The organism is Pseudomonas caspiana (assembly GCF_040224095.2).
GTDB classification, from domain to species: Bacteria; Pseudomonadota; Gammaproteobacteria; order Pseudomonadales; family Pseudomonadaceae; genus Aquipseudomonas; species Aquipseudomonas caspiana.
This window is the reverse complement of the sequence record NZ_CP167995.1, coordinates 1,570,679-1,593,447: the sequence shown is the minus strand read 5'-3', so window position 1 is coordinate 1,593,447 and position 22,769 is coordinate 1,570,679. Positions and strand designations below refer to the sequence as shown.

The window sequence follows — 22,769 nt, the reverse complement described above, 5'->3', positions numbered from 1 at the left end:
GGACTCAGTCGCTTTCGCAAGGCAGGAATTCTTATGACGAGTGCATCTGTTTCATTGTGGGGCAGCCGCATGGCTGGCACGACCCGGCGTAGCGGTTCAGTGCTGGCGACGCTGTTCGGCCTGTTGCTGCTCACGTTCTTCATCGGTCGGGTCATGCCGCTGGACCCGGTGCTGGCCATCGTCGGCCCGGACGCTGACGCGTCGACCTATGCCCAGGCCTACAAAGAGCTGGGGCTCGACAAGCCGCTTTGGGTGCAATTTGGTGGCTACCTCAACGACTTGCTGCACGGCAATTTTGGCAACGCGCTGCTGACGGGTCACCCGGTCATCGAAGACATTGCACGGGTGTTCCCCGCCACCCTCGAACTGGCCACGCTGGCTATCGTCTTCGGTGTTGTGGCCGGGTTACCGCTGGGCGTATATGCGGCAACTCATCAGGGCCGCGCCGGCGACCATATCGCCCGGCTGTTCACCCTGTTCGGTTACTCAACGCCGATCTTCTGGCTGGGCATGATGGCTTTTCTGGTGTTCTACGCCTGGCTGGGTTGGGCCGGTGGTGTGGGACGCATTGGTCTGGCTTACGACGGTCTGATCCCGACACGTACCGGCTTGCTGCTGATCGACACCGCACTGTCCGGCGACTGGGAGGCGTTTCGCAGCGCCCTGCGGCACATCCTGTTGCCCGCGATCATCCTCAGCTTCAATTCGGTGGCGTACATCAGCCGCATGACCCGCAGCTTCATGCTCGAACAGCTGTCTCAGGAATACATCATCACGGCGCGGGTCAAGGGCCTTTCCCAGCGGCGGATTGTCTGGGGGCATGCGTTCCGCAATATCCGGGTGCAACTGCTGACCATCGTCGCTCTCGCCTACGGCGGATTGCTTGAAGGCGCGGTATTGATCGAGACGGTATTTGCCTGGCCCGGTTTCGGCCAGTACCTGACCAGCAGCCTGCTGCTGGGCGACATGAATGCGGTGATGGCGTGCGTGCTGTTGATCGGGCTGATATTTGTCGCCCTGAACCAGATCAGCGACGCCCTTTATAAAGTCTTCGACCCGAGAACCCGCTGATGACGACTTCTCAAGCTACCCCTATGGCAGCGACAGTACCCGCTTCAAGTCTGGCGGCCCTGACCGGCAGCGCGGCGCGCATGATGCGCTTTCTGTTGCGCAACCCGATGACGCTAGCCGGGCTGACCGTGATTTCAGTGCTGATGATCGTTGCGCTGTTCGCACCCTGGATCGCCAGCCATGATCCGCTGCAACAAGACCTGACCCGCGCCTTGCAAGCGCCAGGCGCGGCCCACTGGTTCGGCACGGATGAGTACGGCCGCGATGTGTTCAGCCGACTGGTTCATGGCTCGCGCATCACCCTGTACATCGTGTTGTTGGTGACAGTGATCGTCGGCCCTATCGGCCTGTTGATCGGCACGGTGTCCGGCTATTTCGGTGGCTGGGTCGACAGCCTGTTCATGCGCATCACCGACATCTTCATCTCGTTCCCGAGCCTGGTGCTGGCCTTGGCCTTTATCGCCGCGCTTGGCCCCGGCCTGGAGCATGCGGTAATCGCGATTGCCCTCACCGCCTGGCCACCGATTGCGCGCCTGGCCCGAGCTGAAACCCTGTCGCTGCGTAATGCCGACTTTGTTGTCGCCGTGAAACTGCAAGGCGGCTCGCCGCTGCGCATCATCGGTCGACACATCATCCCCATGTGCCTGTCGTCAGTGATCATCCGCCTGACCATGAACATGGCCAGCATCATCCTTACCGCTGCGGCACTGGGTTTTCTCGGTCTGGGCGCGCAGGCGCCGCTGCCGGAATGGGGCGCGATGATCTCCAGCGGTCGGCGTTACATGCTGGAAAGCTGGTGGCTTGTGGCAGCACCCGGCGCGACGATCATGCTGGTCAGTCTGGCGTTCAACCTGCTAGGTGATGGACTGCGCGACGTGCTGGATCCGCGTAATGAATAACAGCAACACGAGCGATAACGGTTTGCCTGACACACCGCCATCGCTGGCCTCGTAACCTCAGTGAGCGCCTATAGGATCGGGGCAACCTGAAAAATTGCATGTTAAACACCGAACCTGTAGGAGCGCACGAGCACCGCGAGGCCGCGATAGCGGTGCATCAGACAAGACGCCATCGCTGCCTCGCGATGCTCGTGAGCTCCTACAGAAAAGTATTAAAAATCAATAAGAGGTAACAGCCATGTCTCAGTTATCCGCATCACAGAGCAAGCTCGTCGTAGACGACCTACGCGTCGAGTTCACCAACGCAGGCAAGACCACTCTGGCTGTGCAAGGCGTGTCGTTCAATCTGGGCAGGGAAAAGCTGGCGATTGTCGGCGAGTCCGGCTCGGGTAAGTCCACAGTCGGCCGCGCCCTGCTGCGCCTGCATCCGGCAACTGCGCGCATCACCGCCAAGACCTTGCGATTTGACGACATCGACCTGCTCAGCGCCAGCGAGAAACAAATGCAGGGCGTTCGCGGCCGTCGCATGTCGATGATCATGCAAGACCCGAAATACTCGCTGAACCCGGTGGTGAAGGTCGGTGAGCAGATCGCCGAGGCGTATCTGGCCCACCACAAGGTGTCGCATCAGGAAGCCAAAGAGCGTGCGCTGGACATGCTCGCCAAGGTGCATATCCGCGACCCGCAGCGGGTCTATCAGCTCTACCCGCATGAAGTCTCCGGTGGCATGGGCCAGCGGATCATGATCGCGATGATGGTCATCACCGATCCACAAGTAATCATCGCCGACGAGCCCACCTCGGCGCTGGACGTCTCGGTACGCCGTCAGGTGCTGAACATTCTCGAAGAACTGGTGAGTGAACGGGACTTGGGCCTGCTGTTCATCAGCCACGACCTGAATCTGGTGCAGCACTTCTGCGACAGGGTCCTGGTGATGTATGCCGGACGGGTCATGGAATCACTGGAAGCCGCCGACCTCGCCAGAGCCGAGCATCCCTATACGCGCGGGCTGCTTGCCGCGTTGCCGAGCCTGGACTTTCCGCGCAGTAACCTGCCGGTGCTCCAGCGCGATCCCCTCTGGCTGACTCATTGAGGTATTTCCCATGGCGATGATCGAAGTCCAATCACTCAACCTCAGTTTCGGTACGGGTCCGGCGCTCAATCAGGTGCTGCATGACGTCAACCTGCGCGTCGAACAAGGTCAGGCGTTCGGCCTGGTGGGCGAATCCGGCTCAGGCAAAACCACCGTACTGCGCTGTCTTGCCGGGCAATACCAGCACTGGACCGGAGCCCTGCAGGTCAACGGCCAACAGGTGCAGCGCAAGCTGGATGCCGAGCATTATCGAACGGTGCAGATGGTCTTTCAGGACCCCTATGCCTCGTTGCATCCGCGGCACACCATTGACTCGGCGCTCAAGGAGCCGCTGGTTATTCACCGCATCGGCGACCGTGATGAGCGGGTCAGCGAGATTCTGCGCAAGGTGGGCCTCAATGACAGCTTTCGCTTCCGCCATCCGCATCAACTGTCAGGTGGGCAGCGCCAACGGGTAGCGATTGCCCGGGCGTTGATCCTCGAACCCAGGGTTCTGCTGCTGGACGAGCCGACCTCGGCACTGGATGTTTCAGTGCAGGCGGAAATCCTCAACCTGCTCGCCGACCTGCGCCGCGAACAGGGCCTGACGTACCTGATGGTGACGCATGACCTGGCGGTCGTTGCCCACCTGTGCGAGCAGGTGGCGGTGATGCAAGGCGGCAAGATCGTTGAGATTCTCGACACGGGCGAACTGGCTCGACATGAGGCGCAACACGCATACACCCGTCTGTTGGTTCAGGCGAGTCGCGACATGAACACCCATAACATCGAACAACCGGTCGCCTGCCTGGCGCTGTAAGACCACTGGAGTTTTAACCCGTCGCGTACTTCGGCATTTCTGCCGAGGAACCCGGCTGCCCGAAATCTGCTGTGAATAAAACCTTCCATTTCATTTAACAAGAATAAAAAACATGAAAACTACCCAAGCAATGATCACGTTTGCTGCACTGCTGACCTCCACGCTGGCCATGGCCGACAGTGGCTACGTCAATTATCGACATCAATATGCGGAAAGTACGCGAATGCACTCGGACCGGGTCAAGTTTGGTACGCGGCTTGATAACGGTTTGGGGTTTGAAGGTGAACTTAAATACAAGACGGCCGGTGACCGGCAGGACGTTGCTTTTGACAATACCGTGGGCAACGGTCACGAACTGGGTATGACTTACCAATACAAACTCAATGCAGACTGGATGCTGACCCCTTCTATTGCGCTGGAAAGCATCGAAAAATCCACCGCCTACAAAGTCGGCCTGAAAGCCACCTACCGCATCAGCGACACCTTGAATGCCTCGGCGCGCTATCGCTATGACTCCATCAAGCTGGATCGGGACAAGATCAATGAGGACATGCCCGACAACGCGATGGACAACCAGAGCATCAACCGTTATGACGTCTGGCTCAACTATGCCCCGCAAAACAGTAAATGGGCTTATGAATATCAGTTCACCTATTTCGATGCCGACTATATTCGCTACGACAACGGTAAAACTGACTATGAGCAGAACGCCGTATTCAAATACAAGATCGATAAACGCTGGGTGCCGTTCTTCGAAGTCGGCGATATAAAGGTCGACAGTGCTGATGACAAACGTCAATTACGTCTACGGGTCGGCGTGCAATACAACTTCCTGTAACTACCCGGCGCTCGTTAAACGCTAGTTGCTGTATAACTCCTGGCTTGCCTGGGTTTGATGCAAACGGATGCGGCTGCTGTTCAGGTGCAAGTACATGGCCGAACGCGCCGCATCCACATTTCCGGCGGCAATCGCCAGATAAATCTGCCGGTGCTCGGCATTGATCCCGGCCAGATACGCCGTGCGATCACTTTGCCCGGTGTAGGCCGAATTCATCCGGGTGCGTGGAATCAGCTTGGTGCCCAGGTGCTTCATGATGTCGATCAGGTAAGTGTTGCCCGATGCCTTGGCGATTTTCAGGTGGAACTGGAAATCGGCATTGATCGTGGTCCCGGACTTCTGCGGCCCTTCGAGCAAGGCATCCAGCGCCTGCTTGATTTCCAGCAGAGCTTCGGGGGTACGCCGTTGTGCAGCCATGCCCGCTGCTTCGACTTCCAGACTCAAACGAAACTCCAGCAGATTCAGCACGTCAGGCAAGGTCGCGATGGTCGCCGGGCCAATCACAAAACCGGCAGGCGCAGGCATGTCCAGAACAAAGGTGCCTACCCCGTGACGGGTTTCCACAAGCCCCGCCGCTTGCATGCGCGACAACGCATCGCGCACCACCGTGCGGCTGACGCCCTCGGCCTCCATGATATGCAGCTCGGGAGGCAGTTTTTCACCACGCTTGAGCACGCCATCGCGCATGCGCTGGGCAAAGCGATCAACCAGGGTCTCGGCTAAACGTCTGTGTTTTTTCTGGGACGAAAGGTCTGGGTCCGACATGGGCTGACTCGTTTTCGAAGAACCGACATTATAGTGCCAGCTGGCGCCAGCGTGGCAGCTGGCTGAGGTTATACTCTGCGGCCCAATGGAAACTTGAATGAGTGACATGGAAATCCCTCCTGCAACCCCGGATCGGCGTACCAGCCTGGCTCAGCAATTGGTCAATGACTTCTCGCGCAGAATCCGTGAGGGCGAGATCAAGGCCGGGGAAAAACTGCCCACCGAGCAGGTGATCATTCAGGAGAAAGGCGTCAGCCGCACGGTGGTTCGCGAGGCCATGTCCAGGCTGCAGGCCGAAGGGCTGGTGGAAACCCGGCACGGCATCGGCACCTTTGTGGTGGATGCCAGTCGCCCCAATGATTTCCAGGTCGACGAGCGCACCAGCGGCACGCTGCGCGATGCCATCGCGATCATTGAGCTGCGTCAGAGCCTGGAAGTGGAGTCCGCCGCGCTGGCGGCCGAGCGGCGCACGCCGGAGCAACTGCAGGCGATCCGCCAGGCACTCGACACGCTCAATGCCTGCCCGCCGGGCAGCGACACCGCGCTTGCCGATTTCGAATTTCATCATCAGATATCGCTGTGCACCGCTAACAGCTTCTTCACCGACGTGATGGAGCAACTGGGCAGCAGCATCATCCCGCGTTCAAGAGTGCAGCTCAGCAACGCCCACTCGCCGGACTATCTGGAGATCCTGCGTCGCGAACACGAGCAGATCTTTGCGGCGATTGCCCATCAGGATCGCGATGCGGCGCGGGCGGCGATGCGCTTGCATCTGAGCAATAGTCTGGAGCGCTTGCGGCAGAGTCGGTATCAGAATTAATGCTTAATTGAATTGCAATGCAGACCCTGTGGGGCTGGTCGGCGGTCAACACGGTCGAGCAGGCGCGGAAGGATCTTTGTGGGAGCAGGGCTTGCCCGCGATGCAAGCGCTGCGGGATTTCGGTGTTTTAGGCAGACCGCGTCATCGTTTATCGCGAGCAAGCTCAGCTCCCACAGGGGAAAGCGTTCCAACCGGAGGACCCCATCGTCCCTTATAACACCATCATCGGCGGCTCGAACGCCGTGACTTCCGGCAACGCCCCTTCCCACTTCGCGATCTCCACCGTCGCCGTTTGCGCCGAGCAGCCTTGGGACAGGCTTGATGAGCCGACATCCTGAGTAATCATGTTCGGGTTGCCGTGTTTTTCCAGACTACCGGGCTCGCCATGCACTAACGGATCGAACCACGCGCCGGTGGCGATCTGGACCACGCCGGGGCGTATGTTATCCGAGACAATGACCCCGGCCAGGAACGCTCCACGGTCATTGAAGACCTTGACCACGTCACCGTCGCTGATACCCCGTGCCCGCGCATCTTCAGCATTGAGCGTCAGCGGTTCGCGCTGTTGAATCTTTGATGCGCGGCTGTAACTGCCGTGATCGTATTGGCTGTGCAGACGGGTTTTCGGTTGGTTGGATAACAGATGCAGCGGATAGTCGGCGGCAGGCTTGTCCAGCCAGACCGGGTGTCCGGGGCAGTCGGTATAACCAAACCTGGCGATGCGCTCGGAAAAAATTTCGATACGCCCCGACAGTGTTGGCAACGGATGAGCGTCCGGGTCCTTGCGGAAGTCTTGCAGCAACACCGTATCCAGCTCCGGATACTCGACTTCGAATAAACCATCACGCCAGAACTGATCATAATCCGGCAACTGGATGCCAAACTCACCCGCCCTGCCCCGAGACTCTTCGTAAATGTGCCGCAACCAGCCCGATGCATCGCGGCCCTCGGTGAAGCTGTCGGCAAAACCCAACCGCTCGGAAAGCCCGGCCAGAATCGCGTAATCGTCTCGAGATTCGCCCACCGGCTCGATCGCCTGCTGCATGGCGATCATGAAGCGATCCGAGGCCGAACTGCCGATATCGTTACGCTCCAGCGCCGTCGTGGCGGGCAGCACAATGTCGGCGTATTTGGCCTGGGCGGTCCAGAACTGCTCGTGGACGACGATGGTTTCCGGGCGCTGCCAGGCGTTTAGCAGGCGATTGAGGTCCTGGTGGTGGTGAAAGATATTGCCGCCCGCCCAGTACACCAGACGGATATCCGGGTAATGCCGTTGCTGGCCGTTGTAATCGAACGCCGCGCCGGGGTTGAGCAGCATATCGACGACCCGCGCCACAGGTATAAAGTCTTTGACGGGGTTCTGGCCTTGGGAAAAACGCGGCCCGGAAAACGCCTTGCGACCGCTACCGGTATTGTTCATGCAACCGTAGCCAAGACCGAAGCCTCCACCGGGCAAACCGATCTGCCCCAACAGCGCAGCCAACGTCACGGTCATCCAGAACGGTTGCTCGCCATGCACCGAACGCTGCAAGGAATAGGCGACATTGATCATCGTGCGCTTGCTGGCCATGCGTCTCGCCAGATCGGTAATTTGCGCAGCCGGAATATCCGTCAGGGCCTGCGCCCAGTCAGGGCTTTTAGGCTGACCATCGTCAAGGCCGAGCAAGTAATCACGGAAGCGCTCATAGCCCACCGCATAACGCTGCACAAAGTCTTCGTTGTGCAGGCCTTCGGTGACCAATACGTAAGCCAAAGCCATCATCAGGGCGGTATCGCTGCCCGGACGCACCGGCAACCATTCGTTGCTCGCAGGCCCCACCAGATCATCCCGCAGCGGGCTGACGTTGACGAACTCCACACCCGCTGCGGACATGTCTTGCAGGGCGCTGGCCAGCAAGTGATCGCTGGCGCCACCGGGGCTGGTCTGGGCATTTTTGGCAGGCAAACCGCCAAAAGCGACAAACAGCTCGCAATGTTGAGCAAGGTTTTTCCATGAGGTGTGCGCCGCCAACAGCCAGTCCATGTTGCCGACGATGTGTGGCATCAACACGCGCCCGGCGCCCAGGCTGTAGCTGTCGACGCTGGCCACGTAACCGCCAAACCCATTGAGGAAACGGTGCAGCTGGCTTTGCGCATGATGAAAGCGTCCGGCACTGCCCCAACCGTAGCTGCCGCCAAAAATCGCTTGGTTGCCGTGTTCGGATTTGACCCGTTGCAGTTCTTTGGCAACCAACTCCAGCGCGACATCCCAGGAGACTTCGACGAAGGGCTCCTGCCCACGTAACTGTGGGCTGCCGCCTTGGCCGTCGAGCTGCCGCTCAAGAAAAGAGCGCCGCACCGCGGGCCGTCGAATGCGCGTGGGCGATGTCACCGCTGCGGCCACTGAATCACCGATGGGCGACGGATCGCTGTCCCACTCCACCGGGACCAACGCCCGCAGTTCGCCATCGACGACTTGCGGGCGGTAAGCCCCCCAGTGCAGCGAAGTGAAACTCATGATCCAGTACTCCTGTGGTGTAACCCGCACTCAAACGGCTTAAACCATAACATCGAGGTCTTTAGTCCCTAAATTCATTTTTAGAATGGGTTTATATGCAAAGACAACAACATAACTTGTGGGATCGCATGAGCACCGCAAGGCCGCGATGGCGGTGTATCAGCCAGGACGCCATCGCGGTGCTCGTGCGCTCCTACAGGATTCGGTGTTTGGCATCACCCCGCCTGAATCTTGAACCTGGCCACGGTCTGATGCAGCGTTCCCGCCATCTGCGCCAGTTCATGCCCGGCGGTGTTGGTGTGTTGCGCACCTTGTAGCACCTGATTCGACAAGTTGCGAATGCCCACCAGATTACGATCCACCTCTCGCGCCACCAATGCCTGCTCCTCAGTGGCACTGGCAATCATCATGTTGCGCTCATTGATCTGCGAGATAGAGCGGGTGATTTCCTCAAGGGCATCCCCCGAGCGCCTGGCGATCAAAAGTGTGGCTTGTACCAGCTCGCTGCTGCTTTGCATTGCCGATACGGCCTGACCGGTGTCGAGCCGGATGTTGCCGATCATCTGTTCGATTTCTTGCGTCGAGACCTGTGTGCGATGCGCCAGCGCTCGTACCTCGTCAGCCACCACCGCAAAACCTCGTCCGGCATCCCCTGCGCGCGCCGCCTCAATCGCCGCGTTCAGCGCCAGCAGGTTGGTTTGTTCGGCAATGCTGCGGATCACATCCAGCACGCCACTGATGTCCTGCACCCGTCCGGCCAACTGCTGAATACGCCCGGAAGTGTCGGTGACACCATCGGCCAGCGCACTGATCGATGCCACGGTTTCCTGAACCTGTTGCCGGCCGCGCTGAGCGGTTTGTTCGGACTCGCGAGACGCCTCACTGGTACTGACCGCGTTGCGTGCCACTTCATCAACGGCTGCTGTCATCTGATTGACCGCCGCCGCTGCCTGTTCGATTTCCAGCCCTTGGGCTTGCAAGCTATTACTGGTCTGGCTACTGACCGCACTCAGTTGCTCGGATGAACTGGCTACGCGATCCACCGAACCGGCAATGCCACGAACCATTTCATTGAGGTTCTGCTGCATGTCACGCATGTTCATCATCAGGCTGCCGCCGTCACCGGAGCGCAACGGCACGGCAATCGTCAGGTCACCCTGTGAAATCCGACTCAAGATCCGCGCCGCATCATCAGGCTCACCACCCAATGGGCGAATCACGCTGCGCGTAACGATTACCGCTGCGGCCACCATCAGTGCGATGCACGCCAACAGCAGGGCCAGGAGATTACGTTGCGCATCGCTGTACAAACTTTGCGCAACTTGCTCGCGCTCAGCGAAAACCCGCCCCTGCAACGCCATCAATTCATCCAGGCTTTTATAGACTTCCTGCTCGGCGGGAATCACTTTCTGCTGCAACTGGGTCATCGCCGCATCGGTTGCGCCTTGTTTGATCAGGGCTTGCACCTGAACGAACGCCGCAACATAAGCCTCGCGATTTTTCTTCAGGGCCTGATAACCGCTTTTGCCTTCCGGCGTGTAAAGCAACGGCTCAAGCGTCTCGAACGCCTGACTGATGCGCTTTTTAGTGGCATCAATGGCGTCATGGGTTTGCTGGTTTTCTTTATTGAGCAGCAGGTCGCGGGTGTTCTTGCCGTTATCGCGCACCCCGGTGGCGATGACCATCATGGGCGCGATTTTCGGCCAGTCTTCCTTGACGATGACCACCGCCTGATCCTTGAGTGTCGCCATGTCCTGCAAGGCATAGAGAACCATGCCAGCCAAGGCCAAAGGAGCAATTGCGAAGCCGATGACAATCCGTTTAGCGGTACTCAGTTTGGCCATTTCTTTACTGCTCCATGTTCAGACAACTGCCCGGCGCCTGAAACCGCCGGGCAGGAAACTCACTCCACTGCGAGCTGTACGTCCTGACCATCAAAACGCACGGGCCAGACCCGCAAGCGCTGTTCCGGATACTCCAGACAGCTACCATCCTTTAAACGAAAGTGTTGCTTGTACAGCGGCGAGGCAATCACCAGATCCCCCTTGATGCTGCCGATCAATCCACGACCGATAACGTTAACGCCCGACTGCGGATCGCGATTGTCCACCGCGTAAAGCTGACCGTTCTCGGCGTCCGGCAGGTAGAACAGCGCAACCTGCGCGCCGTCCAGCCAGACCACTACGCCTGAGTTGGTCACCAGATCTTCTCGAGTGCAAACCGTATGCCACGCGGCATTCAGGTTTTGAGTCGGTTGGAATTCGCCACGTTCGATAGTTGCCAGGCTCATCAGAGTGCCTCCTCGACGACAGGAATAAGTTTCAATTCAGCAGCCGTGGCCGGACGACGCTGGCCGCGTTCTTCGACGAAATGAATGTCCGGATCAGCGCGCTTGTCGTTGACGAAGGTACGGAAGCGCTTGAGTTTTTCCGGGCTCTTGAGGGTGTTGGCCCATTCGCATTCGTAGCGATCGACCACCAGTTGCATCTGCGCTTCCAGCTCTGCGCCCAACCCGAGGCTGTCGTTGATGATCACGTCTTTGAGGTAATCCAGGCCGCCCTCAAGGCTTTCGCGCCACACCGAAGTACGCTGCAGTTTGTCGGCGGTACGAATGTAGAACATCAGGAAACGGTCGATGTAGCGGATCAGGGTTTCATCATCCAGATCGGTGGCGAACAGCTCTGCATGGCGCGGACGCATGCCCCCGTTACCGGAGATGTAGAGGTTCCAGCCCTTCTCGGTGGCAATCACGCCGACGTCTTTGCTTTGTGCTTCAGCACACTCCCTTGTGCAACCGGAGACCGCGAACTTGAGCTTGTGCGGGGAGCGTAAACCTTTGTAACGATCCTCGATGGTCAGGGCCATTTGCACGCTGTCCTGCACGCCGTAACGACACCAGGTGCTGCCGACGCAGGACTTCACCGTTCGGGTCGACTTGCCATATGCGTGGCCAGTCTCGAAACCGGCCTCGATCAGCTCCGACCAAATGTCCGGCAACTCATGCAGTTGCGCACCAAACAGGTCGATACGCTGGCCGCCAGTGATCTTGGTGTACAGGTCGTATTTCTTGGCGACGACGCCGATGGCAATCAGTTTGTCGGCCGTGATTTCGCCACCGGCAATGCGCGGCACAACGGAGTAAGTGCCGTTCTTCTGCATGTTGGCCATGAAGGTGTCGTTGGTGTCCTGCAAAGGCACCAGCGATGCATCCATGATTGGCTGGTTCCAGCACGACGCCAGAATCGAACCCACGGCCGGTTTGCAGATATCGCAACCGGTATGCCCACGGCCATGCTTGGCGAGCAGTTCTTCGAACGTCAGTACACCTTCAACCCGCACCAGTGCGTACAACTCTTGACGGGTGTAGGCGAAATGTTCGCACAGGCTTTTATCGACGCTGACGCCACGGGCAATCAGTTCGTGTTCAAACACGGTTTTCAGCAAGGCCGCGCAACCACCGCAGCCGGTGCAGGCTTTGGTCTCGGACTTGAGCACGCCCAAATCGGTACAACCGCCATCAATGGCCGAGCAGATCGCGCCCTTGGTGACGTTGTGGCACGAACAAATGGTCGCGGTTTCCGGCAAAGACGCCGGGCCCAGGGTTGGTGCGCCAGAAGAGCTCGGCAAGATCAGGCTGGCAGGTTCCGCTGGCAGCGCGATCGCGTTCTGCATGTATTGCAGCAGCGTGTCGTAGTAGCTGTTGTCACCCACCAACACTGCGCCAATCACATGCTTGCCCGACGCATCGACCACCAGACGGCGGTAGCTGGCAGTGGTCTGATCGATGAATTGATAGCTGCGCGAACCCGGCGTGTGGCCGTGAGCATCACCAATGGAGCCAACATCGACACCCAAAAGCTTCAGCTTGGTGGACATGTCGGCGCCCATGAACGGATCCGCTTCGCCGCCGCACAACGTCGTCGCCACAGCGCGCGCCATCTGGTAACCCGGCGCGACCAGGCCAAAGATACTGCCGTTCCAGGCCGCACATTCACCAATCGCGTAGATATCCGGATCGCTGCTCAGGCACTGGCCGTCAATACTAATGCCGCCACGCGGGCCAATCTCCAGACCACATTGGCGGGCCAGCGCATCCTGCGCACGAATCCCCGCCGAGAACACGATGAGGTCGGTTTCGAGGAACTCGTCGTTGCCGAAGTTCATCCGATAGCGGTACTCCTCACCCGCAGTGATCGACTGCGTGCCTCGGGCCAGATGCACACCAACGCCGAGTTGCTCGATACGATCCTTGAGGGCAATACCGCCCTGCTCGTCCAGCTGCACCGGCATCAGGCGCGGCGCGAACTCTACGACGTGCGCTTCGAGACCCAGGCTTTTCAGGGCATTCGCCGCTTCCAGCCCCAGCAAACCACCGCCAACCACTACGCCACGAATGGCATTGGTGGCCGCAGTGCGGATCGCATCCAGATCTTCGAGGGTGCGGTAAACCAGGCGCGAATCACCATGAGCGCCTTCAATCGGCGGCACAAACGGGTAGGAACCGGTGGCCAGCACCAGCTTGTCGTAATGCAAGCTGCCGGTGGCGGTGATGATGGTGTGACCTTCGCGGTCAATTTCCAGCACTTGAGTGCCCAGGTGCAGCGTGACGCCGGGCGTCTGATACAGCGCAGCATCGGAAAGCGCCAACGACTCTGCATCGCGGCCGGTGAAATACTCGGACAGATGCACCCGGTCATAGGCACGCATCTGCTCTTCGCCGAACACGTGCAATTGATAGTGTTGCAGTGCGCCACCGGCGATCAACTGCTCGACACAGTGGTGTCCGACCATGCCATTGCCGATCACGATCAGGGTTTGCAGCGAGTTCGAAGGATCAATATTGGTGTTCATGGATAGCACCCGACCAAAGCCAATCACGGAATAAAAAGCAAAAAAAAGCGCCTGAAACCTTGCGGTTTCAGGCGCCTTTGCCTGTTCGTTTGGTGGTTAACCTGGCCTCTATGCCCGATCCACCTCTATTGCCCTGGCCTTGTTGGCTGATCGATCTTCGTTGACCGACGGGGCTGCCCACTCGACTAAATTCGCGGTGGACCTGACGAGGGTGATGCAGCGTTTGTGCCAGCCTGCGTGCAAATCGGGTAAACCCGCGTAAAACCCGACTGTAGATGCGGGTATAGAGGGTTATCGAAACGCCGTGCCCCATCATCTAGCGCTTCCGCATGGTGCAAACACAGCGCCATCGGCTTTATATGAGTGCAGAAACTTCTTTACCTGAAGGATGGGCCAGCATGGATCCAGATCAATAAAAGCCTCAGCCAGGTCGATTACCCTCGTCGATTTCGTGACCGACGCCTCCCTATGCCAAACCTTGCTGCTGCGCCCTCCACTGCTACTCGCCATGCTCCAGACGTAATGGCTCCTGAACTGCTGGCCCCAGCCGGAACCCTGAAAAACATGCGGTACGCCTTCGCGTATGGCGCCGATGCGGTTTACGCAGGTCAGCCACGCTATAGCCTGCGCGTGCGCAACAACGAATTTGATCACGCGACTTTGGCGATAGGTATTCAGGAAGCGCACGCGCAGGGCAAACGCTTCTACGTCGTGGTGAACATCGCGCCGCACAACGCCAAGCTGAAGACCTTCCTGAAAGATCTGGAACCGGTAATCGCCATGGCGCCAGATGCGCTGATCATGTCCGATCCGGGCCTGATCATGCTGGTCCGTCGCCACTTCCCGCAAATGCCGATTCACTTGTCGGTGCAGGCCAATACGGTGAACTGGGCCAGCGTTGAATTCTGGCAGCTACAGGGCGTGAGTCGAATCATCCTGTCCCGCGAACTGTCGCTCGAAGAGATTGACGAAATCCGCAAGCAAGTGCCAACCATGCAGCTGGAAGTTTTTGTCCACGGAGCACTGTGCATGGCCTACTCCGGGCGCTGCCTGCTGTCGGGCTACATCAACAAGCGCGACGCCAATCAGGGCAGTTGCACCAATGCCTGCCGCTGGAAATATTCAGCTCAGGAAGCGACGGAAAATCAGCTCGGCGACATTGTGCAGACCTTCCAGCCAGAACCGACACTCGGCGAAGGCACGCCGACTGATCAGGTGTTTCTGCTGCAGGAAGCCAATCGCCCAGGCGAACTGATGCCCGCCTTCGAGGATGAGCACGGCACTTACATCATGAACTCCAAAGACCTGCGCGCTGTGCAGCATGTCGACCGCCTGACTCAAATGGGCGTGCACTCACTGAAAATTGAAGGCCGAACCAAATCCCACTTCTATTGCGCGCGTACCACTCAGGTTTACCGCCGCGCCATCGACGACGCGGTAGCCGGTCGTGAATTCGACCGCAGCCTGATGGGCGATCTGGAATCCCTGGCGCAACGCGGCTACACCGAAGGCTTCCTGCGCAGGCATGTGCACGATGAATATCAGAACTATCAGAACGGCAGCTCAGTTTCGGAGAAGCAGCAGTTCGTTGGCGAACTGACCGGCGAAAGACGCAATGGACTGGCTGAAGTCCGAGTCAAAAACCGCTTCCATCTGGACGACAACCTCGAACTGATGACGCCTGGCGGCAACCTCCACTTCGATCTGGGGTACTTGCAGAACCTCGAAGGCGAAGCGATCGGCGTTGCACCGGGGGATGGCCATACGGTTTACATCCCTGTGCCCGAGGGAGTGGATTTAAGATTCGGGTTGTTGATGCGGGATGTGAGCGAGGAATAAGGTTTGCTTGGTGATGCGCTGGAAGCGGCTGCACGCTGATTTTCGGATTGGGGTGACTTGCAGCGGATCTTACTCTGCCAATGACGCCAAGCTGTTGCACAGCAAACACAGGATCTGTAGGAGCTCACGAGCACCGCGAGGCAGCGATGGCGTCCTGCCTGATACACCGCCATCGCAGCCTCGCGGAGCTCTCATCAAACAAGATATAAATCACTGAATAGATGCGGTTTTTTGTGGGAGCGGTGCTTGCCCGCGATAAGAACACCTCAATCCCCCTTTAAAATCGCGTTGCCCTTATCGCGGGCAAGCACCGCTCCCACATTGATATCTGTTTGTTGCGCGAAAGCGCAGTGTCAGGGACACCTGGACGGCTCCTACAGAAAAATATTCCGAATCAGATAGCTGGGCATTAAAAAACGCACAAACAAAAACGCCGCTCTATTGAGCGGCGTTTTCGTTAAATATGGAGCGGGAAACGAGACTCGAACTCGCGACCCCGACCTTGGCAAGGTCGTGCTCTACCAACTGAGCTATTCCCGCAATGGCGTCCCCTAGGGGACTCGAACCCCTGTTACCGCCGTGAAAGGGCGGTGTCCTAGGCCACTAGACGAAGGGGACACGCTAACTGAAACACATGGTGTGTATTTCAGTGCCCAAATCCAAGTCCGAAGACTGGGTTCTGGTTTCACTCAGCCTCGCCCGAAAGCAAGACTGCATAAACTGGAGCGGGAAACGAGTCATGCTTTAGAGCGCTAAGTCGTTGATTCCCAATAACTTTCTTCGCCTCTATGATTAGCGAAGGCCTGAATTCTAGCCTTGTTTTTCGCCCTATGCAACAAAATTCGTCCAAGAACTTCCATCGAGGTTCAAGGACTGCCATCCATGCCGTCGCAACGGACGCGTCGACATCCCCCCGCCCTGAGTAGCGGCTTGGTTTAGAGTCCGGGGGTAATGATATCGGTGTTGGCCAGATGTTGGGCATAAGCAGCCGGGGTCATGCCGCCGATTGCTTTTTTGGGTCGGTCCTCGTTGTATTCGCGTCGCCAGCGTTCGATCTCAGTGCGCGCGTGCAGCAACGTCGGGAACCAGTGCTCGTTGAGGCATTCGTCGCGTAGTCGGCCGTTGAACGATTCAACATAGGCGTTTTGATTTGGCTTGCCGGGTTGGATTAGCCGTAGTTGCACACCACGGGCATGTGCCCAGGCGACCATTGCCTTGCCGCAAAATTCCTTGCCGTTGTCAGTTCGGATGACGTGAGGCAAACCGCGGCTGTGCGCGAGCCGATCCAGCACGCGCGTCGCGCCATGGCCCGAGATTGCGCGCTCCACCTCGATGGCGACCGCTTCGTGCGTGGCGTCGTCCACGATCACCAAACACTTGAGCACCCGACCTTCGGCAGTGCGGTCGAACACGAAGTCCATCGACCACACCTGGTTGGCCTGCGATGGCCGCAGCAGCGGCTGACGCTCGCCCACCGGGACCTTCTTGCGCTTGCGCCGTCGGACCTGTAGCTGCTGTTCGCGGTACAACCGCTCCACGCGTTTGTAGTTCACGATGCGCCCTTCCTGTCGCAGTTTGAGATAGATCATCCCCACGCCATAGCGGCGATGGCGATGCGCCAGCGCAAGAATGCGCTCGCGCAGTTCGCCATTGCGATCTTCGCGCGGGCAATAGCGCAGGGCACTGGCGCTCATGCCGATCGCTGCCAAGGCGCGACGCTCGCTGGCACCACGCCCGATCCACTCGCGCACCAGCGTACGACGCGCCGGTGCGCTCACCACTTTTTTCGCAGTGCATCCTTGATCAGGTCGTTCTCGAACAATTGCTCGGCCAGCAACTTCTTCAGACGCGCGTTCTCTGACTCAAGGTCCTTGAGCCGCTTGGCATCGGGCACGCTCATCCCGCCGAACTTGCTGCGCCACAGGTAGTACGAGGCCTCGCTGAAGCCATGGCGCCGGCACAGGTCCTTGATCGCCACGCCGCTTTCGGCTTCGCGCAGAAAGCCGATGACCTGCTCGTCAGTAAAACGTTTCTTCACGTCCAATCTCCTCGGGGTAGGGAATTGGACTCCAAACTGAGGCGCTACTCAAAATTGGGTGGACGTCGTCGAAGGCCTGAATCTGTTTTTTTCCTTCCAGCACTTCATGTTGTACGGTGCCACGCTCAACTTGATTGTGGTCTCCGTCCTGACGGTCCAGCTTGAGAACCTGACTGGACCAGTTTCCCCCGCCTGGCTCCAGCATCAATTTGGCTTCACGGAGGTTGCGGTGGTCCGGATTGATCGGCGTCAGCCACGCCAGGGTCACGACCAACCGCCGCCAGATCTTTTGGGAAGAGAACCCGGGAGGAATCGGGAAGGCGTATTCATGCACTTCGTTTTCCCGAATTTCTCCGCACCCTAGGACTGTCGCCCGCTGCGCTGTGCAGGTCAGCACGCGCTCAATATCTACCGCACCATAACCAAGGTAACGCGCGGTGACCTGCTTGAACTGACGCGAGTTACGCGCATCCTTCACCGCTTGTTCGATATGCTTCTTGCTTTCGTCGTCTTGCTTGGCGCCGTGAACTAGGAGCGCTTTCAGCAGCACCGACATTAGTGCTTCGGGAATGTCTTCACCCTCTTCAGCACGCAGCTTGTCCAGCATGTCGTACAGACGTACTACGCCACGCGTCGCCAGCGCCGTCGCGTTGCTGGTGCCACGCCAGAATACTTCATGATTCAGTACGCCTTGCTGTCTACTGTCCAGCGCCACCTTCTGGCCTGGGGCGACGACGGAATTGTCAATGCTGTATAGGGTGGATGCTGCTAGCAGAGGGGCGCTGTAGAGTTGCCGACCACCAGGCATAAAGATGTCCGGTTTGATGGAACGTCGGAAACCAAATCCCAGGCGGGTGGCAGGGCTGAACAATGCTTGAGAAGGCAACACATCGACCCGTTGCCCAAACTGGGCATAAGCCTCCCCTGAGTCATCGGTGTGAGCAGCACCCACTGTGATGGCATTTATGGCTTCAGCAGGTGAAAGCAAACGCCGTGAAGAGAGGTTGCGTGATACCGCCTTGATGGTGGCCCTTATCTTGTCACCATCGGAAAGGGCGGCGAATTGCTGTTGATTAAGTCCGAGATCAATCCCTTCACAATAATTTCCCGCGCTGACGCAGAACAGCACCCGATAGCGATAAGCCAACCAATCAAGCAGCCTTGCCCATGGGCTCGGAGTGTGAATGAATTCTCGTGCAGTATCGCCAAGGGAGATGTTGATAACCTTGACCGTCGGCGCTTGCGGAGGGACATCGCCAGCGCCTTCGAACATGCGCCGAACGGCAATGTGGATGCGGTCCTCAAAGAAAACATCGTCCGGCATGTGCTCATCATTCTCACGTGTCTGATGGTCAGGCTGCATTACGGGAATGCAATACAGCTTGCGCCCCAGCGGCTCGGTCTCTGGGTTGCTTCGATCACCATGCAGAATCAAGGACGCCATGGCGGTGCCATGCTTTCGCTCACCGGGTTGGTAGGTAGCCTCTAGGCCAAAAACATCATCTACCAGAAGTCGGTCTTTCAGGGCCTCATGCAGTTGCAGCGGAGCACCGTCGAGAAGCGCCGCAACAGGCGGAAGATCACTGACACCTTGAGGAAAAATGGCAGGTTCGCCTTCGCCTTCTTCTGATACCGCCAGACTCTGCCCGGTAGGGCGGAAGTACATGATGCCGGCGAACTTAAATAGTTCGATGTCGGTATCCGCTCCCCCCACGGCCACTTGATCGAGCAACGACTGGATAGCGCGAGCAGGCAGCTCGGCCTTGACCGCATGAAATGCAATCTGTGGCATATCAATAAATTCAGAAATCGCTCTGCCTCCGAGGCTCTCTAAGAGCGAACGGATTACAGCTTCATTAGCTCTTCGATTTTGATCACTTCTGCGATAGAAGAGCTCGATCTGAAAGGTGATTGTTTGGTCCGGAGTAATGGGATCCAGAAGATCCTGCCATCGGTCGATCATTCCTGTTTCGACCAGCGCTTCCTCGATACCCCAACGCCGGAGCATATTTAACTGCTCGAAGACCGCTTTCCATTTAGTTTTTCCGTGAGCCAGGTCTCTATTCTCTTTCCACTGCTCCCAAAGCGAGAGGATCTCCCGCATACCGGTCATGTTGCTCATGGCCAGGAACATGCGACCGCTCAGTGGCTTAACCACGCGTTGCCCAACAACATCTGCTTCGTAGAAGCTATCATCTTCGGCTTCCAAGTCGTCGAGCTCGGTTTCTCCCAACCACTCCAGTCCAGCCGCTTCGACGGCTTGCCTGAAGTCATCAAGACGTCCAACAATCTCGATAACTAGAACCATTTCAGGTTCCAGTCCAGCTAAGACGCCGGTTAGGCTTGCCTGGTAGCGTGCAAAGTCTTGCTCTACTTGTTCGATCTGCCTACCGATACGGACGACCTGGGCGCCATGCCCCGGCAAGCTCTGTTTGCCAGGTGGAAAACCGTTCCCCTTTTCTGGTTGAAGGATTCGTCTTTCTGGAAAAACCAGCAACGGCAAGTACTCAGCAGGCATATTCCCTCCTTGTGCCCTATTGGTCTAATGCTTCTTTACCGGCAGGTTTCAATCGTTTCTTCCATTGTTCAAGCCTAGAAAAGACAATAGTTTTGGCATCATCTACTGTTTGATCCAATACTGCTCGCCGAACTACTCCTAGGCAGAACTCCTCCACCTCTGAAAAACTAAGGCCTAGAAGCCGCTTTGCAATGGTCTCAGCTGCCAAGCCAAAATTGACTTTGCTGCGTTCGCCGATTGAGGCGACGAACGCAGTCAACTGGGCTCGTGTAGGAAGGGGGAGTTCCAGCCTAACCTGGAAACGGCGCCAAACAGCCCTATCTAAAAGTTCTGGGTGATTGCTTGCAGCAACCACAACGACATAGTCGGGAAGATCATCTAGTTGAAGCAACAAAGAGCTGACGACGCGCTTGATCTCTCCGGTTTCATGTGTATCGCCACGCTCTTTGCCTAATGTCTCGAATTCGTCGAAAAACAAAACGCAGCGCCGCGTCCGAACGTAGTCAAGCAAGGCCTTCAAGCGGACAGAAGTCTCTCCCAGGTAACTGCCAATCAACGACTCATAACGCACTACGATCAGCGGCACCATCAACTCAAATGCCAAAGCTTCTGCAAGCGATGTTTTGCCGTTCCCTGGCGCCCCAGCCAATAAAACTCTGTGTCTAGGGCTCAAGCCATGAGCATGCAGCAACTCTGCGCGATGCTGCTCCTCGACAACTTCACGCAATTGCCCACGGATACCGTTGGCAAGGACCAGACTTTCTAGCGAACGTTCTGGCGTCAATTCGGCAACCAGATCCTTCTGCGCGACACCTCCAGTCTGCGTTTGGCGCGCCATTGGAGTGGAAGATTGGAACAAGGCAGCTTGGTGAGAGGACGCGCGCAATGCTTTTTCCAGGCGGTCGGCAAGGATTCGGTGCCCCTTTCCGCGCTCTTCCTGAATCAAGGCTTCGGTCGACTTCCGGAAAGACGGTTGGTCACCGCTGCTGGCTGCTTTTACCAGGGCGACCAAGGTATCAGCTTGCGCCATGTGGTTTCACCTTGATGGGATATTTAGGAGGCACTGTCGTGCGTCGACTGGATAACTGTTGTATGGCTGTTTGGCTCATGCCGTTCATTTCAAACTCACGCTGGCCAGTGAAGCCGCTTCGACGGCACAACTCGTTTGGTCTCGGCATCGGCGGCATCGTAGTGCTCAATCAGCGCACAGCCCCATGGTCCAGGGGTCACATCACTAGCGGAATTGACACCCGCTCTGACGACCCAATTGCCATATTGAATGTCATTGACAAAGCGCCAAGCCTGAGAGGCGCCCAGCACGACCGTTCCCTGTTTTGCTTGAGGCTCGGCGGACTGGTACAGCGCGGTCAATTGCTCGCGTCCGACGCCAGCCTTGGCATGGGCGGCCAACTGCCAACCCACGGTTGCTACGCCGCATTCTCGAAAGATGTCGTACAAGCTGCCACCGTCCCCGCGCACCATCCAAATCCGAGCCATCGTCTCCCCTCTTGCATTCATGGCCATCATCAATCCAGCACGACCAGGAATTCAGTCGCCAATGCTGTCGGCTGGACATCTCTCACATTACGTCGCAGCGAGACCAGCCCGTAATCCGCCATCAGTCGCAGGGTACGCGACAGGTTAGGTACCTTTCGGCCACTGAGTTCGGCCAGTTCCGTTAGGGACTTTGGCTTTTTCTCATGGATCAGGCGTAGCAAACGGCGGTTATCGTCCGAGAGCACAGCCGCAAGCGATGCCAGAGAAGGAAACCAAACTCTCGGTGTTTCACTTACGAGCCGATGAGGATGAGGATGTGAACCATCTGCTCGCTGAACACCAACGATGCACCGTTTCATGATGGGCCCGAGATAATTTTCTCCGTCATTGTATCAGTATGTGATAATCATCGTCGATGACGGAACTCCCTACCTAACTTACTTCACGCGGTCGTCACTCGTGCAGCACGCTTTTGAACCCCTATCCCCCGCTATGAAGGCGTAAAGCACGCGCGGAATCAATGTTGCCGCATCTACCACTTCGCAATAGGTCTGCGCGTGTAGCACTGCGTATCGGTCGAGCTGGGTTTTCAGGCTAGCTGGGCATGTGAAGCTCAGCTTGATGCTCTCGATCTTCAGAAGCGGCCCCAGTCGTAGCTTCTTTGATCGTGCTCATCGTGAAGTCTCCCGGTGGAAGAAAAGCGTTACGGCCGCAACGTCAGAGTGGGCTGGATGTTGAGGTTGAGCCGGTGCATCTCCTGGCCAACTTGGTTCACGCTGTCCCGCAAGTGGCGGGACGAGGCTCGGAGAGCAAGCGCCCTTTCGTGATCGCCGTGGAGACCACGCAGGACGGTCGCCCCCGGCACGCAGTGATCGCCGCGTCCTCGTTGTGCAGAGAGGTGGTCCCACCGCCGAAAGACACAGAATGCTAGTCGAGCAGTGCCCTCGCCTTCGCGCCAATGTGGACGCAGAGTTCCTGCGCGGTCGCGGCGACGATACCCAGCACCTACCAATTGCTGCTCAGCCTGGTCGCCAAAGGTGCCGCGCGCATCCCGTGCAGCCTTCACGAATGCCGCTGAAGCATCAGCGCGCTCCTCCGAGATGCGGTTCAGGACCGAGCCCCGTTGCCAGGCCAGATTGTAGTCAGCGAGCGCACCGATCCGCGTCGGCGCCAAGGCCAAACGGTCCTTCCACGCGAGTGTCTTCACCAGCCCTTGCTGCGAGGCGTGGTCGGAGATGAGACTC

18 protein-coding genes and 2 tRNA genes are annotated in these 22,769 nt (G+C 57.9%); 7 read left to right on the top strand and 13 right to left on the bottom strand.

Translation table 11 applies throughout. The features are described from left to right. The first annotated feature begins 33 nt into the window (after nucleotides 1–33). The 5 genes from ABRP31_RS07190 to ABRP31_RS07170 all read left to right on the top strand — a co-directional run bounded on the left by ABRP31_RS07190 (nucleotide 34) and on the right by ABRP31_RS07170 (nucleotide 4,700). Nucleotides 34–1,071, top strand: coding sequence for an ABC transporter permease (locus ABRP31_RS07190; protein ID WP_087271043.1), 1,038 nt, complete (start codon nucleotides 34–36; stop codon nucleotides 1,069–1,071). Then, nucleotides 1,071–1,970, top strand: coding sequence for an ABC transporter permease (locus tag ABRP31_RS07185; protein ID WP_349973722.1), 900 nt, complete (start codon nucleotides 1,071–1,073; stop codon nucleotides 1,968–1,970). The genes ABRP31_RS07190 and ABRP31_RS07185 overlap by 1 nt, the downstream gene beginning before the upstream one ends. A 238-nt stretch (nucleotides 1,971–2,208) precedes the next feature. Next, nucleotides 2,209–3,063 carry an ABC transporter ATP-binding protein gene (locus tag ABRP31_RS07180; RefSeq protein WP_349973720.1) on the top strand — a complete coding sequence of 285 codons (855 nt, stop codon included), beginning with the start codon at nucleotides 2,209–2,211 and terminating at the stop codon, nucleotides 3,061–3,063. Nucleotides 3,064–3,073: 10 nt separating this feature from the next. Beyond that, nucleotides 3,074–3,862 (top strand): ABC transporter ATP-binding protein, encoded by a 789-nt coding sequence (locus ABRP31_RS07175; protein ID WP_349973718.1) that lies wholly within the window; start codon nucleotides 3,074–3,076, stop codon nucleotides 3,860–3,862. Between the two features lie 112 nt (nucleotides 3,863–3,974). Continuing rightward, on the top strand, nucleotides 3,975–4,700 hold the full coding sequence (locus ABRP31_RS07170) for an oligogalacturonate-specific porin KdgM family protein (RefSeq protein WP_087271032.1): 726 nt from the start codon (nucleotides 3,975–3,977) through the stop codon (nucleotides 4,698–4,700). A 21-nt stretch (nucleotides 4,701–4,721) separates the two neighbouring features. Here the strand turns inward: ABRP31_RS07170 and ABRP31_RS07165 are convergent, their stop codons facing one another. Continuing rightward, on the bottom strand, nucleotides 4,722–5,465 hold the full coding sequence (locus ABRP31_RS07165) for a FadR/GntR family transcriptional regulator (RefSeq protein WP_087271095.1): 744 nt from the start codon (nucleotides 5,463–5,465) through the stop codon (nucleotides 4,722–4,724). Between the two features lie 97 nt (nucleotides 5,466–5,562). On the opposite strand from ABRP31_RS07165, the gene ABRP31_RS07160 reads away from it, so the two are divergent. Then, nucleotides 5,563–6,285 carry a FadR/GntR family transcriptional regulator gene (locus tag ABRP31_RS07160; RefSeq protein ID WP_372489340.1) on the top strand — a complete coding sequence of 241 codons (723 nt, stop codon included), beginning with the start codon at nucleotides 5,563–5,565 and terminating at the stop codon, nucleotides 6,283–6,285. Nucleotides 6,286–6,496: 211 nt separating this feature from the next. On the opposite strand, the gene ABRP31_RS07155 is transcribed toward ABRP31_RS07160, so the two are convergent. The 4 genes from ABRP31_RS07155 to nirB form a co-directional block, all read right to left on the bottom strand. Beyond that, on the bottom strand, nucleotides 6,497–8,782 hold the full coding sequence (locus ABRP31_RS07155; protein ID WP_349973717.1) for a molybdopterin guanine dinucleotide-containing S/N-oxide reductase: 2,286 nt from the start codon (nucleotides 8,780–8,782) through the stop codon (nucleotides 6,497–6,499). A 215-nt stretch (nucleotides 8,783–8,997) separates the two neighbouring features. Next, complete coding sequence (locus ABRP31_RS07150) at nucleotides 8,998–10,626, bottom strand: methyl-accepting chemotaxis protein (protein WP_349973715.1); 1,629 nt, start codon at nucleotides 10,624–10,626, stop codon at nucleotides 8,998–9,000. 59 nt (nucleotides 10,627–10,685) lie between these two features. Further along, a complete protein-coding gene (nirD, locus tag ABRP31_RS07145; protein ID WP_349973714.1) occupies nucleotides 10,686–11,072 on the bottom strand; it encodes a nitrite reductase small subunit NirD in 387 nt (128 codons plus the stop codon). After that, nucleotides 11,072–13,633, bottom strand: a complete 2,562-nt coding sequence (nirB, locus tag ABRP31_RS07140) for a nitrite reductase large subunit NirB (protein ID WP_349973712.1) — start codon at nucleotides 13,631–13,633, stop codon at nucleotides 11,072–11,074. The genes nirD and nirB overlap by 1 nt, the downstream gene beginning before the upstream one ends. Before the next feature lie 522 nt (nucleotides 13,634–14,155). On the opposite strand from nirB, the gene yegQ reads away from it, so the two are divergent. Then, nucleotides 14,156–15,472: a tRNA 5-hydroxyuridine modification protein YegQ gene (gene yegQ, locus ABRP31_RS07135; protein ID WP_349973743.1), complete on the top strand. Its 1,317-nt coding sequence runs from the start codon at nucleotides 14,156–14,158 to the stop codon at nucleotides 15,470–15,472. Nucleotides 15,473–15,936: 464 nt separating this feature from the next. On the opposite strand, the gene ABRP31_RS07130 is transcribed toward yegQ, so the two are convergent. The 8 genes from ABRP31_RS07130 to ABRP31_RS07095 all read right to left on the bottom strand — a co-directional run bounded on the left by ABRP31_RS07130 (nucleotide 15,937) and on the right by ABRP31_RS07095 (nucleotide 22,175). Further along, nucleotides 15,937–16,012: transfer RNA gene (locus ABRP31_RS07130), tRNA-Gly, on the bottom strand. A gap of 2 nt (nucleotides 16,013–16,014) precedes the next feature. Further along, a tRNA-Glu gene (locus ABRP31_RS07125) sits at nucleotides 16,015–16,090 on the bottom strand. Nucleotides 16,091–16,407: 317 nt separating this feature from the next. Next, nucleotides 16,408–17,510, bottom strand: a protein-coding gene (locus ABRP31_RS07120) for an IS3 family transposase (protein ID WP_108350275.1) whose coding sequence is annotated in 2 segments (ribosomal slippage) — nucleotides 16,408–17,252 and nucleotides 17,252–17,510 — 1,104 coding nt in all. Because the reading frame shifts where the segments join, the coding sequence is not laid out codon by codon here. Then, on the bottom strand, nucleotides 17,491–20,028 hold the full coding sequence (locus ABRP31_RS07115; RefSeq protein ID WP_349973334.1) for a S8 family peptidase: 2,538 nt from the start codon (nucleotides 20,026–20,028) through the stop codon (nucleotides 17,491–17,493). Before ABRP31_RS07115 ends, ABRP31_RS07120 begins: the two co-directional genes overlap by 20 nt. A gap of 16 nt (nucleotides 20,029–20,044) precedes the next feature. Continuing rightward, the gene (locus tag ABRP31_RS07110; RefSeq protein ID WP_078590819.1) at nucleotides 20,045–21,058 is read right to left on the bottom strand and encodes an AAA family ATPase; all 1,014 of its coding nucleotides are present in this window, start codon (nucleotides 21,056–21,058) and stop codon (nucleotides 20,045–20,047) included. A gap of 95 nt (nucleotides 21,059–21,153) precedes the next feature. After that, nucleotides 21,154–21,525 (bottom strand): hypothetical protein, encoded by a 372-nt coding sequence (locus ABRP31_RS07105; RefSeq protein WP_349973338.1) that lies wholly within the window; start codon nucleotides 21,523–21,525, stop codon nucleotides 21,154–21,156. Nucleotides 21,526–21,554: 29 nt separating this feature from the next. Further along, nucleotides 21,555–21,884: a helix-turn-helix domain-containing protein gene (locus tag ABRP31_RS07100; protein WP_078590821.1), complete on the bottom strand. Its 330-nt coding sequence runs from the start codon at nucleotides 21,882–21,884 to the stop codon at nucleotides 21,555–21,557. Between the two features lie 78 nt (nucleotides 21,885–21,962). After that, nucleotides 21,963–22,175 (bottom strand): DUF2274 domain-containing protein, encoded by a 213-nt coding sequence (locus tag ABRP31_RS07095; protein WP_078590823.1) that lies wholly within the window; start codon nucleotides 22,173–22,175, stop codon nucleotides 21,963–21,965. Between the last annotated feature and the right edge of the window lie 594 nt (nucleotides 22,176–22,769).

Coding starts and splice junctions, on each gene's coding strand:
- ABRP31_RS07150 (WP_349973715.1), bottom strand. CDS start 10,626: ATGGCCAAACTGAGTACCGCTAAACGGATTGTCATCGGCTTCGCAATT.
- ABRP31_RS07155 (WP_349973717.1), bottom strand. CDS start 8,782: ATGAGTTTCACTTCGCTGCACTGGGGGGCTTACCGCCCGCAAGTCGTC.
- ABRP31_RS07105 (WP_349973338.1), bottom strand. CDS start 21,525: ATGGCTCGGATTTGGATGGTGCGCGGGGACGGTGGCAGCTTGTACGAC.
- nirD (WP_349973714.1), bottom strand. CDS start 11,072: ATGAGCCTGGCAACTATCGAACGTGGCGAATTCCAACCGACTCAAAAC.
- ABRP31_RS07165 (WP_087271095.1), bottom strand. CDS start 5,465: ATGTCGGACCCAGACCTTTCGTCCCAGAAAAAACACAGACGTTTAGCC.
- yegQ (WP_349973743.1), top strand. CDS start 14,156: ATGGCTCCTGAACTGCTGGCCCCAGCCGGAACCCTGAAAAACATGCGG.
- ABRP31_RS07170 (WP_087271032.1), top strand. CDS start 3,975: ATGAAAACTACCCAAGCAATGATCACGTTTGCTGCACTGCTGACCTCC.
- ABRP31_RS07190 (WP_087271043.1), top strand. CDS start 34: ATGACGAGTGCATCTGTTTCATTGTGGGGCAGCCGCATGGCTGGCACG.
- ABRP31_RS07185 (WP_349973722.1), top strand. CDS start 1,071: ATGACGACTTCTCAAGCTACCCCTATGGCAGCGACAGTACCCGCTTCA.
- ABRP31_RS07100 (WP_078590821.1), bottom strand. CDS start 21,884: ATGAAACGGTGCATCGTTGGTGTTCAGCGAGCAGATGGTTCACATCCT.
- ABRP31_RS07110 (WP_078590819.1), bottom strand. CDS start 21,058: ATGGCGCAAGCTGATACCTTGGTCGCCCTGGTAAAAGCAGCCAGCAGC.
- ABRP31_RS07160 (WP_372489340.1), top strand. CDS start 5,563: ATGAGTGACATGGAAATCCCTCCTGCAACCCCGGATCGGCGTACCAGC.
- ABRP31_RS07115 (WP_349973334.1), bottom strand. CDS start 20,028: ATGCCTGCTGAGTACTTGCCGTTGCTGGTTTTTCCAGAAAGACGAATC.
- nirB (WP_349973712.1), bottom strand. CDS start 13,633: ATGAACACCAATATTGATCCTTCGAACTCGCTGCAAACCCTGATCGTG.
- ABRP31_RS07180 (WP_349973720.1), top strand. CDS start 2,209: ATGTCTCAGTTATCCGCATCACAGAGCAAGCTCGTCGTAGACGACCTA.
- ABRP31_RS07175 (WP_349973718.1), top strand. CDS start 3,074: ATGGCGATGATCGAAGTCCAATCACTCAACCTCAGTTTCGGTACGGGT.